Origin of the sequence: Pelagibius sp. 7325, assembly GCF_037652055.1 — a bacterium.
Lineage (GTDB): Bacteria > Pseudomonadota > Alphaproteobacteria > Kiloniellales > Kiloniellaceae > Pelagibius.
This window is the reverse complement of record NZ_JBBKAH010000008.1, coordinates 244,836-255,905: the sequence shown is the minus strand read 5'-3', so window position 1 is coordinate 255,905 and position 11,070 is coordinate 244,836. Positions and strand designations below refer to the sequence as shown.

Genomic DNA, 11,070 nt, shown 5'->3' with positions numbered 1-11,070 from the left:
CACCGGCGTCTCGGCCCCCTACGAGCCCCCCGAGGCACCCGACCTCGTCGTCGATACCGCCAGTGACAGCATCGCCGCATCCGTCGAGCAGATCATCCGCTACATCGAAAAAGCCTTCACCTTCAAAAAGGGCGAGGCGGGAAAGAAATAGCGGTCGGCCGGGAATCGCTCTAGCAGGCTGCTGAATAAGGCGCCCGGCCTGTGGCCCATCCTTCGAGACGCCGCCTTTCGGCGGCTCCTCAGGATGAGGGTGGAGTCAAAAAGATTGACCTCATGCTGAGGAGCCTGCACAGCAGGCGTCTCGAAGCACGCGGTCAATCAGGCCGTCAGGCCTTTTTCAGCAACCTGCTAAACGCCGATCGCCTCGCCGCTCCCGAAGTCCGGAGGCTCCACACGCAGAATGAAGGGCGCGAGGAAAAGCTGGGCCTTTGCGTACTGAGCCAACGCATCGGGCAGGATGAAAGTCCAGAGGGTAGAAGGCGATAGCGGCAGCGGCCCGCCGGCATCCACCCACTGCAGCGCGCCGGCCAAGCGGGCGATCTCCGTGCTGTAGGCCAGGAACAGGGCCATGGCATTCAGGCCTGTCGGCGTGATGTCACGGCGGCCATGGACACTGCCGTAGACCAGCGCCGCCCAAAGGTGCGATACGCTGCGATACCGCTCGAAGGCGTCGCCGATCTCCGCTTCCGCACGCGGCAATGACCGGCCGGCCGGCTGGACCGCCGCTTCCCGCCTCAAGGCCGTCTCCCATTGGCCGGCAATGTCGACGGCAAGCCGCAGCGCCGGCGCCGCTTCGCCGCGCCGGCCCAGCGCACTCAACTGCGCAAGCGCCAGGCAATAGGCCCCGGCCAGGCCGGCGACGGCTTTGTGCTCCGCGAACTCGCTCCACAGTGCGTCGGCGCTCGCCTCCATGGTCCCGAACCCAGGAGCCTGATGCCGAGCGATGGTGATGCTAGCAGGCCGTTGGCGCAGCATGCCTTCGCGGCGACGCGGGTCGGTGGGATGGCACATGACCGCCAGCAGCTTGACCAGCGCAAGCGGGTCCAAGCCGTTGTCCTTGTACCGGAAATCCGCGCGAGGCAAACGAATTCCCCTCCCCAACGACGCAAGATTGCCGCCGCATCCAGGGCCGACTATAACGCAGGCCCGCCAGCGATCCCACGTGTACGCGCATCCGCATGGACAGCGCCGCCTGTGCGCCCGTCGACCTCTCCTGCCTGGTCCGCAGCGACAGCGACAACGCGTCGTCTGCGCCGACGTTCAGCCGACTGAACCAGAACTCAGCCGGAGGAAGGGCGACTGTCCCAGGGCCTTGCGCACGTTATTCGCCTTTTCCCGCAGTTCGTCGGCGCTGAGGATGTGGCGGCCATCCAATTGGAACCGGCCGTCGCCGATCCGGACCACCGAGTAGTCGCGGGTGCGCAGAAACTGGACGATGGGATCGACACTCGATCGATCCGCGAATCGCTCTGCAGTCAGACTGCACCCCTCGTCGGCCTCGCCGCCGCTTCGCGCTGCGCCTGGCCGCTTCACGTAGCTGGTTCGCGGGGACCGAAGGCCCATCTCACCGCGCCGGAGGCCACCGCGAAGGAAACGTCGGTCGTGGGTCGTCGTCTCCAATGTCGGTCGCGTCGGTTCCGCAACTTCCCGCTCAGGCGTTGCCGGGTGTTCGACGACGGTCTGTTCCTGGGCGGTCGTCGGGTGCGGCAGCGGGCCGTCCTGCATCTTGGGGGACCGTCGTGGCAGGCCCATAAACCGCGCCCGGCTGTAGAGACTGGGCACTGTCCGGTCCATGCTCTCGGCGATCCGCTCGAGGGTCCAGTCCGTCGGCCACAGTTCGTTCAGCCGGTCATCGTCGGCCCTGCTCCAGCGGCGCTTCCGCCCGACGCACATCCCGCCGCTATGCTGCGGTGCGCCGTTTGTGTCGCCATCGGCCTGCCCCGCCTCTTCCGTCGCCCGTCCTGGCTGGACGCACTCCGAAACCACCGTGTCGACAACCGGCGATGCCGCCTGCACCCTGCCGGGGCAGCCGCGCCCCTCGATGACGAAGCGTTCCATCTGCTCCGCCATCTCCATGGCAGTCTCCAGGTCGGGCTGTTTGCTCAGGGAAAAAAGCAGGAGATCGCGTCGCAGTTCCTGATCCGCCGTGAGACTCATCGAAAACCTCCCGAAGCTGTCGTCAGTGACAAACATCGGGCGGAAATTATGTCAAATACCGCCTGCGTTCAATTACAAGTAGTCAGATTAACTATAGACACCCCTGAAGATCGGCGAAAAACATACATAATTGTATTGAAATTTATTAAGAAGAAAGCCGACCGAGCACTGGCCGGCGCCTCGTCGGGACTTCAGAGCCCATGAGAAGCTGCTGCGACGTCCTGCGCGCGTCAGAAAGACAGGGTGATCCCGACGGTTACCGCGTTCTCATAGTAGGAGCGGTCGTCCTCCGTGGAATCCTGAAGCTGGAAGCTGTAGTTCAGCGATGCCCGCGCATCCGAAGACAGCCGGTACCCGAGGCCGACGTTGAGGGTGTAGGTATCGTCGAGGCGATCGTCCTCCTCGAAGTCACTGCGCTGATAGCTGGCGCTGCTGGTCAGGGTTATTTCCTGGCTCAGCGGGCGCCCCCAGGTAAGCCTTGCCTCGTAGAAGTCCTCGTCGCCTTCCGTGCCGCCCTCGCTGGTGCCCGCAAGGCCGGTAAGCCGGAAGGTATTACGGCCGGTACGATGGTCCGCCCCGACCCGCAGCGTCCGGGTACGCACCGTCTCATCCTCGAAGGTGAAGGGATCGTCGGGATCGAAGATCTCGCCGGTCTCTTCGTCTTCCAGCTCTCCGGTAACGGGATTGAAGACCAAGCGGTTGAGATTGGAGATCGCGCGCTCCTGCGACGATTCCAGGGCTTCGGAGTAGCTCGCGCGCAAGCCGGTCTTCGGGCCGATCTGATAGTTCAGCGACGCATCGAGATTCTCGTCATTGTCGCTGAGCCCATAGGTCGCCCGCATCGAAAGGTCGGGGTTCGGTTCCCAGGCGAAGCCGCCACGCCAGGTTACGTTGCTGAAGTTGTCGCTGCTGTCGTCGTCGCCGTCGCGGTATTCGTAGCCGATCGATCCCAGAAGGGAGAAGTTGCGCCATAAGGCGTAATCGACGCCGAAGTCCGTGCTGGCGGATGAGATATCGGAGTCATTGGTGCGGATCTCCTGCCCCGCGCGATTGGTCCAGGTCCAGCCGAAAAAGGAGAAGTCATCACCGCTGTCGAGGATGAAACTTGCCTCGTGATCGAAGGCATCAGACTCGTTCGACGAACTGATCAGCACGGGGCTGAACCTGTAGCGCCATTCGGCATCTGCGAAATCGCCCAGCCGGTGAACCAGGTAGGGGCTTGCCGTCAGGGTCGCCACCGTATTGCGGTTCGAGGTACTGGCACCGGACGCCGACGTCGACTCGCGCGAATCCAGCAGTTGCCGGCTGACCGAGGCGCTGAGGTCGAAGAACACGAGATCCGGGGCGAGTTCCGTCGTCGACGTGCCGTTGATGCGCGGGTCGAGCGAAAAACCCGGATCGTCGCCGCCGAATTCCTGGACCGCGGCAATGTTGCCGGAGAACGCAGCCGTGACCCGTGCGGAATTGCCCCTGATGGACATCTGCGGGCCGGCACGGGTGACGAGACCGGGCTCACGCTCGCCGCTGGGTTCCTGGTCGATGTTGTCGCTGAAGGTCTGGCTGGCCGACATGCCGTAGGTCGCGCGCCACTCGCCCTCGAAAAAGCCTTCCGGAATGACGATGATGTCGCCGGGCACCAGATCCTCATTGGCGCTCGAGTCACCCTCTCTCACGAGATCTGCCAGACGCACCGGGATCGTCTCGTACAGGCCGTCGGAGGCGCGCAGAATCACGGCCGCGTTGCCGTCCGCCTGTCTCGACAGCCCGCCGGTCGCAATGATCGCATCGAGGATGGTCATGCCGCTGCGATACGGCAGCGCTTGAGGCGCCGCCGCTTCGCCGATCACCCGGATCTGCTGGCTGGTATCCCCCACGCCGCCGGAAACCGCGATGGAAACCCTGGGTTCCTGAACGTACTGGGAGAGCTTGGTCTCGATCTCGTCGGCCAGATTCTCCGGAGTCTTGCCGGCCGCAAAGATCTCCTCGACCAGGGGCATGGAAAAGCGGCCATCCGGCCGCACAATCACCGCGGTGGAGAGCTCGGGCTGGCGCCAGACCGTGATCGACAGGGTATCGCCGGGTCCGATCAGGTAGGTCGGCGGTTGCGATCCATCGGCAGCGGCGAGAGGACCGGCGGCGAAGGACACCAGCCAAGCGGCCAAAAGCGCAGAAAACAGGCGCCCGCCACACCACGGACCACACACCCTTCGCCGCCAGCCAACCCTGAGCGTGCGAGTGGACTCAGACAAGATTGCCCCCCAATCGGTATCTGACCCAGACGATCGGCCACCCCCCAAATCAACCCCGCGCCCCTTCCGCCGTCTCAATTCTGGCGGTCTGTCTTGGCTGCCAAGCGGCGGACAAAACCTTGCAGGACTGTAGAATACGTGATCATCTTAATCTATTCCCTCCCTGTCCAGCAGGAAACCGCATCCGCCGCAAAGAAGCTGGCGGGAACCCGCCCCACCCGATGCCTTCTCGCAGTGTCGGCCAGGGGCCCGACAGGGTAGAGTGTCAGTCTGTTCGCCTCCGAGGCCCGACCGTCCAACAGGGAGAGCGGCAATGAACGTCAAAGCTGCCTGCATTTCGCTTGCTACCGCTGCAACCACGGCTGCCTTGCTGTTGGCGGCCAGCGGCCCTGAGGTCGCGGCGCAGTCCGCCACGGCCCCCGTTAACTGCGCGGTCGACCGTCTGGGCACTGTCCAGCAGACCACCGCCGCTGACTGCCATGGCCGGATCGTGTCGGACGAAGAGGCCGAAGAATTCCGCCAGCAGCGCCGCACGTACATCCAGCGGGTGCTTTCGCGCAAGACCGAGATCCCGATTGCGGGCAAGCGCCTGACGGGCATCGGCTCAGGATTCTTCGTCACCGCCGACGGCAGCGTCGTGACCAACGGTCACGTGGTCGAGAACTGCTCCACCGTGACGGTTACGCCGGCATTCGGTGAGATGAAGCTGGCCCGCGAAATCGTCAGGGACCAGGATGCCGACATCGCCCTGCTGCGCACCCATGCCGCCTCGCCCGGCGTGGCGCCGCTGGTGCCCGATAACGTCAGGGCCGTTGTCGGCCCGGCCTACGTGGTGGGGTATCCTGAGATGGGCATGGCCACCATCGAGCCGATTCTGACGAACGTCGACGTCCTGTATCGCCAAGGCAACACGCCCTACGGCCCTGCCATCGTCATCAGCGGCGACGTGCGTCGGGGCAACAGCGGCGGCCCGCTGCTTGACGAGGGCGGCGACGTCATCGGTCTGGTGGTCGCAAAGATCGATTCGGTGGCCCACTACAAAATCACCGGCAGGGTGGTGCGCGAGATCGGCCTTGTCCTGCCGGGGGATGTGTTGAGCCGCTTCCTGCTGTCCCAGGACGTCAAAATCGAAGGGGCCCGGCAAGAGGCGCCGCAACCGAACGACCGCATCCTGGAGCAGGCGCGCGGCTATATCGCCCGGATCGGCTGCTGGAACTAGCCGCGTCTCCGCCGCAGCCGGGCTTTACGAAGACCCGCGCTTCCTGACAGAAAAACGGCAGCTGGGCGATTGCATGGCGTTGGCCGATGCAAGACAATGCCGCCACGTCTTGGAGGCGGGTAGCTCAGAGGCAGAGCGCTCCTTTAACATAGGAGAGGCCGGACGGTTCGATTCCCTTCCCCGCCTACCAGTTCCACCAACCTGCCGCTTTGCACCGGTTCACCGGGGCTGCCGGTCACCGGTCCTTCCGGTTACTGGGGCTGCCGGTTACTGGGCCGGCTGGTTCAGTTCGGCGCCGGCGGGCTGCCGCTGAGGCACGGGCTGACCTCGCCGCAACAGGCTGTAGACCTCGAGCGGATCGGAGGGCCGGCCTCCCAGCTCTTCGCGGAAGAAACGGAAAAAGCGGTCCATCGTGTCCAGGAAAGTCGCGAGTTCGGCATCCGACCGCACATACGGCGTCATGCCCGGGAACATAGACGGTGAGTGGTAGGTGAAGGAGAAGATGCGGCAGCCCTGCTGGAACAGGCTGCGCGCCAGCCGCAGGTTGGCCGCCAGGTCGACCCCCTCCGGGGTCAGGCGGATACGCTCCAGCAGGCCGCTGCGCGCCAGCATTCCCGGCAGGCGAACGCGCATGCCCAACGGGCTGCTGGCGTGGGGATAGACGGCCGGCCCCAGCGATCGCAGCAAGCCATGGAACCCGCAGGAGAGCGGAATCTCCAGCAGGGTGCCATCACTGCCGAACCATGAGGGCTGGAAGCCCGCCTGCGAGAAATCCGGGCCGCCATCCCCGGAAAAGCTGGTGTAGGGGACGACGCTGACGTCGATCAGGTAGCCCAGTTGTTCGAGGATTCCGGCCGTGGCCGGCCCGACGCCATAGCGTCCCGCCTTGTAGATGACGGGACGGCTCCCAAAACCCTCCGCGATTGCCGTTGTCAGCGCTTCCAATTTGGCGCGCTCCAGATCGGCCGGCAGGTTCCCGGGATAGGAATTCCGGGCGTTGACGGCTTCGCTGTGCGGAGGATTGACCCAGGGGTGCAGGTGGGTGCCGATGCGGCACTCGCCCCTGTCGGCGAAAACCCTCAGAGCGGCCACGGCAGCGGGCGTGGCGGCCACCGGATAATCGATGACGTAGGTAGGCACTATGCCATGGCGGGCGAAGACTTCCTGAGCCCGGCCCTGGGCTGCGATGGCGCTGACCCCGGTGTTTTCACGGGCGTGCGGACGGCTCCAGTCGAACTCTTCCTCGGTGTCGACGACCACCAGCAGCAACGGCGGATGATCCGCCGCCAGCCGCGGCGGCGCCTCGGGGCTGCGGCCCAGAGCCTGTAGGAATTCGCTGCGGACCACTGTCGCATTCCAACTTGGTTAACGCGTCCCTGCGGGCACCGCGGATCCCGGGCCGCCGCAGGCCCGACACCCTATACGCTTGCCTTTGCGCTGCCAATTAACAGTGCCGCCCGCTGCGTCCCAGAAGGTCGCGCAGCGCCGCCGAGCACGCCCCTTTTCTGTAAAGATAATTTACACCTTGTGCGGGCAGCCCGCGTGCTAACCAAAGAGTGGCATGCGGTTACAGGGGGTTATTAACTTGGTATAGATTTTGCGTGTGTAAGATTAGCGATTGGCTGCGGACGACTTCGCGGCAGTGAATCGCGGCTTGTTGCCGACCAATAAGGCGGCCAAAGGCCGGGGCGAAAGTGGTAGCATGCCATTCGACCCTCGAACCGAGATTTGTTAGTATGTTATTTTCGGGCCATAAGGTAGACGAGCCGTTCGGGGGTAACCCCGGACAAACCAGACAGGAAAGTTAGGGCGCTAAGGCAGGATTGCTAGCATGGCGGATAAAGACCGCAGCGAGATTGAGCAGGACAAGATCGAGGCTGCCCCCGGCGTAAAGGCCGAGACAGCGGAGGAGGAGAGTCCTGAGCAGCGTGCGCGCCGCGAGGCGCGCCGGCGCGTGCTTACGGGCGGGCTGGCCAGCGCGCCGCTCATTCTCACCCTCGCGTCCCGCCCCGCTCTGGCGACCTGGGGATCAGGCGGCGGCACCGACCAGTGGGGCAAGTGCGGCTACTCGGGCATGCTTTCGGGCAACCTGTCGCAGGTCAACACGACCACCACCTGGTGCAAAGGCAAGACGCCGAAGTACTGGAAGACCAAGGAGGACGACTGCAAGCGTCACTTCCTGACCGGCCCGTGCAATCCCATCTACATGGATTACACCGATTGCAACGACTACTCAGTTCCCAGCAAGTACGCGCTGAATAACTATCGCAAAGTCCTGCAGCGGAATTACTGGGCCAACCGCGCGAAAATCCAGAAGGTCGACGAGTACCTGTACTGGCTGGACCGCTACCCCGGGCTTGATTCGCCGCCCTTCGGCACCCGTTTCTCGGAAGTCTTCGGCGGCAACATTGCACAGGACTCCCGCCTGACCCTGATGCAGGCGCTGTGGCTGGACGAAGAGAGCCCCTATCCGCCGAGCGGCAATGCCGGCCCGACGCCGTTGCTGGCCCATTCTGCCGCGGCGTATTGCAACGCCTGTGAGTACGGCGAGGAAAGCTTCGGCCTGTCGCCGCGCGGCGTCGTCGACCTGGTGAAAGATCACATCTACTCCGATCCCTTTGGGTTGGAGGAGATGCTGCGGATGATGAACGACCAGGGCTAACCCCCGCTCGCATCCCGGCCTGACGCTCTCCCAAGAGTCTCCGCACATGACAGTGGATCGACCCGCCCCGTCCCGCGAAAGCGTGTGGCGCATCGCCCCCGAGCATGCAACGGCGTGGCGCGCCTGGGACGGTGAGATCGTGGTCTACGATGACCTTTCAGGCGATACGCTGAAGCTGGACGTCATCATGGCGGCCACTTTCGAGCGCCTGCAACAGGGCGCGGTCTCTCTGGACGTCGTCGCGGACCATCTGGCCGCCACTCTGGATCTCGAAGGCGACCCGCGGGTAAGGCGGCTGGCGGAAATCGCCCTCGAACGCCTGTCGCTGAGCGACCTGATCGTGGCCGAGGCCCTCTGATAGCGCGAGCTCGCTCAGGTATCTTGCGCCGCAAGGCCCAAGCGCAGATCATGAGCGCCTTGGGCAACGAAACTCCGGCGTGGGCGCTTGCAATCCAGTGAAAACAGCAGAATTCCGCAAGGCAGGAGCCTTGGCCGGCCGCGCGGCCGCGACCGCTCGCAAGGGCACTTCAGCCGGATGACCCGGAGCGGACGGTGAAACTCTCCGCCTGGTCCAGGGACGAACTCCGCGCCCGGCTCGCGAGTGGCGGCCTGTGTCTCAATACCGGCCCCTTCATCAGCCGCATCCGCACCCGCATTCCCGCGGTGGTCGACGGCATCGCCTTGCTCTATGCCGACAATGCCGTGGCCCCGGATGCGCCGTTTGCCGACTTCCACATTGCTCTGTCCCAGCCGCTCGGCCTGCGCCGCTGGTACAAGCCGCAGGTCCTCTTCGACGTCGACCGCGCTGTTCCGTTCAAGCCCCTGCCGCTGAACCAGGCCCTCCCGCTGCTCGAATGGGGCCTCAACTGGTGCATCGGCATCTATGCGCACCGCTTCCTGATCGTTCACGCGGCAGCCTTGGAGAAGAATGGCTGCGCGGTCATCCTGCCCGGCCCGCCCGGGTCGGGGAAAAGCACTCTGACGGCCTACCTGGTCCACAACGGCTGGCGCCTGTTGTCTGACGAACTCGCCCTCGTCTCCCTGCAGGACGGCCGCATCACGCCCCTCGCCCGCCCCGTCAGCCTGAAGAACCAATCGATCGATATCATTGCCAAAGCGGTCCCCGGTGCCACAATCGGCCCCCGCGCCGACGACACGGCCAAGGGCACGGTCGCTCTGATGAAGGCCCCGACCGACAGCCAGGAGCGGATCGCCGAAACCGCGCGACCGGCCTGGGTCATCTTTCCCCGTTACACCGCAGGCGCAGAGGCGGTTCTGGAAGCGCGCTCTAAGGCCGATACCCTGATCGAGCTCGGCCGCAACGCATTCAACTACAGCATACACGGCCGCCGCGGCTTCGAAGTCCTTGCGCGGCTGGTCGAGGGCTGCTCCTGCCACACCTTCACCTACAGCAATCTGCAGGACGCGCAGTCGGTCTTCGCGGCGCTCGCGGCGCAGCCACGCCCCGCCAAGCAGGCCTCGGCATGACCACGCTTCCGGTCACCGAAGGCACAGGGAGCCTGTTGCCGGCCTTGTTGCGCCGGCCCGGCGCATTCGCCTCGCTCAGCCTGCAACAGTGGGACCTCGTCATCCGCCAAGCCCTGCGGGCGGGCATCCTTGCGCGGCTTTGCTTCCAGCTCGACGAGATGGGCCTGCTCGACGCCGTTCCGGACCGTCCGCGCCACCACCTGGAGGCCGCCCGGACGGTTGCCCAGAAGCACATGCGCGATGTGCGCTGGGAGATCGCCTGCGTTCGCCGCGTTCTGGAGAAGCATGACATTTCCGTTACGCTGCTAAAGGGCGCCGCCTACGCGATGGCTGACCTGCCGCCGGCGCGCGGGCGCCTGTTCAGCGACATCGATTTCATGGTGCCGCGCCATCGGATCGAGGAGGTTGAACGCATCCTCATCGAGGCGGATTGGGGCTCGGCGGCGCTCGACGAGTACGATCAGCAATACTACCGGCGCTGGACGCATCAGATTCCACCGCTACAGCACTACAAGCGCAACACGGTGCTCGACGTCCACCACACCATCGTCCAGATCACGGCACGCGATGCGGTCGAAGCGGACCTTCTGGCGGCGGCCAGCCAGCCGCTGGGCGACGATGCCCGGCTGCGGATCCTGGCGCCTGCCGACATGGTTCTCCACTCCGCCGTCCATCTTTTCAGCGAGGGCGAATTCGACCGCGGGCTACGGGATCTGCTCGACCTCTCAGACCTGCTGCGGCACTTCGGCAACCAACCGGGATTCTGGGAAGCCCTGCCGGCGCGCGCGGAAGAGCTGGGCCTTACCGGGCCGCTCCATCTGACCCTGAGGTACGTCGAACGCGTCCTTGGGCAGCCGATCCCCGAGGCAATGCGCGAGGCGAGACGACGCTGGCGCCCCTCCCCCGGCAAACGGGTTCTGCACGATGCTTTGTTCCTGCGCGCCCTGCAGCCGGACCACCACAGCTGCCACACACCCCTCACCGGATTCGCCCGCTGGCTCCTTTACGTTCGCGCGCACTATCGGCGTATGCCACTAGGCCTTCTTGTGCCCCACCTGCTGCGCAAGTCATTCCACCGCCCTCCCGAGGAGGAGGAGCCGCCACGCGTCCTGCCGCTGCGCCGTTAAGGTTAATGGCCGTCGCAGGACGCTACCAGTGGTGCGGCATCTCTCCGCGCCCTCAACTAGATATAGTCTGAGAATGATAATTGGGTACATTGCCTCGCTATTCTGGATAGTTGGCATCGCCAATCCAGAACCCAACGTGTAGATTGTCCCCCACGGCAGGAACCGGTT

General features: G+C 64.7%; 9 protein-coding genes and 1 tRNA gene. 6 read left to right on the top strand and 4 right to left on the bottom strand.

Annotation, left to right across the window (positions count from 1 at the left end; genetic code table 11):
- Positions 1–348: 348 nt before the first annotated feature.
- The 3 genes from WDC82_RS18395 to WDC82_RS18385 form a co-directional block, all read right to left on the bottom strand.
- On the bottom strand, positions 349–1,047 hold the full coding sequence (locus WDC82_RS18395) for a hypothetical protein (RefSeq protein ID WP_340118840.1): 699 nt from the start codon (positions 1,045–1,047) through the stop codon (positions 349–351).
- A 213-nt stretch (positions 1,048–1,260) separates the two neighbouring features.
- Entirely contained in the window at positions 1,261–2,157 is an 897-nt protein-coding gene (locus WDC82_RS18390) for a hypothetical protein (RefSeq protein ID WP_340118839.1), read from the bottom strand.
- Positions 2,158–2,387: 230 nt separating this feature from the next.
- Positions 2,388–4,304, bottom strand: coding sequence for an XrtA/PEP-CTERM system exopolysaccharide export protein (locus tag WDC82_RS18385; protein ID WP_340118838.1), 1,917 nt, complete (start codon positions 4,302–4,304; stop codon positions 2,388–2,390).
- 415 nt (positions 4,305–4,719) lie between these two features.
- Between WDC82_RS18385 and WDC82_RS18380 the strand changes: the two genes are divergently transcribed.
- Entirely contained in the window at positions 4,720–5,625 is a 906-nt protein-coding gene (locus WDC82_RS18380) for a serine protease (protein WP_340118837.1), read from the top strand.
- Positions 5,626–5,738: 113 nt separating this feature from the next.
- A tRNA-Val gene (locus WDC82_RS18375) sits at positions 5,739–5,815 on the top strand.
- A gap of 77 nt (positions 5,816–5,892) precedes the next feature.
- Here the strand turns inward: WDC82_RS18375 and WDC82_RS18370 are convergent.
- Positions 5,893–6,972: a polysaccharide deacetylase family protein gene (locus WDC82_RS18370; protein ID WP_340118836.1), complete on the bottom strand. Its 1,080-nt coding sequence runs from the start codon at positions 6,970–6,972 to the stop codon at positions 5,893–5,895.
- A 484-nt stretch (positions 6,973–7,456) separates the two neighbouring features.
- Here WDC82_RS18370 and WDC82_RS18365 point away from each other — a divergent pair, with 484 nt between their 5' ends.
- The 4 genes from WDC82_RS18365 (at position 7,457) to WDC82_RS18350 (ending at position 10,902) form a co-directional block, all read left to right on the top strand.
- Positions 7,457–8,287: a hypothetical protein gene (locus tag WDC82_RS18365; protein ID WP_340118835.1), complete on the top strand. Its 831-nt coding sequence runs from the start codon at positions 7,457–7,459 to the stop codon at positions 8,285–8,287.
- 46 nt (positions 8,288–8,333) lie between these two features.
- Positions 8,334–8,645, top strand: coding sequence for an HPr-rel-A system PqqD family peptide chaperone (locus WDC82_RS18360; RefSeq protein ID WP_340118834.1), 312 nt, complete (start codon positions 8,334–8,336; stop codon positions 8,643–8,645).
- Positions 8,646–8,839: 194 nt separating this feature from the next.
- Positions 8,840–9,775 carry an HprK-related kinase A gene (locus tag WDC82_RS18355; protein ID WP_340118833.1) on the top strand — a complete coding sequence of 312 codons (936 nt, stop codon included), beginning with the start codon at positions 8,840–8,842 and terminating at the stop codon, positions 9,773–9,775.
- The gene (locus WDC82_RS18350) at positions 9,772–10,902 is read left to right on the top strand and encodes a nucleotidyltransferase family protein (protein WP_340118832.1); all 1,131 of its coding nucleotides are present in this window, start codon (positions 9,772–9,774) and stop codon (positions 10,900–10,902) included. The genes WDC82_RS18355 and WDC82_RS18350 overlap by 4 nt, the downstream gene beginning before the upstream one ends.
- The last annotated feature ends 168 nt before the right edge of the window (positions 10,903–11,070 follow it).

What these genes read in the sequence shown, in the direction of transcription:
- WDC82_RS18360 (WP_340118834.1), top strand. Translation starts at nt 8,334, where the DNA reads ATGACAGTGGATCGACCCGCCCCGTCCCGCGAAAGCGTGTGGCGCATC.
- WDC82_RS18365 (WP_340118835.1), top strand. Translation starts at nt 7,457, where the DNA reads ATGGCGGATAAAGACCGCAGCGAGATTGAGCAGGACAAGATCGAGGCT.
- WDC82_RS18390 (WP_340118839.1), bottom strand. Translation starts at nt 2,157, where the DNA reads ATGAGTCTCACGGCGGATCAGGAACTGCGACGCGATCTCCTGCTTTTT.
- WDC82_RS18350 (WP_340118832.1), top strand. Translation starts at nt 9,772, where the DNA reads ATGACCACGCTTCCGGTCACCGAAGGCACAGGGAGCCTGTTGCCGGCC.
- WDC82_RS18380 (WP_340118837.1), top strand. Translation starts at nt 4,720, where the DNA reads ATGAACGTCAAAGCTGCCTGCATTTCGCTTGCTACCGCTGCAACCACG.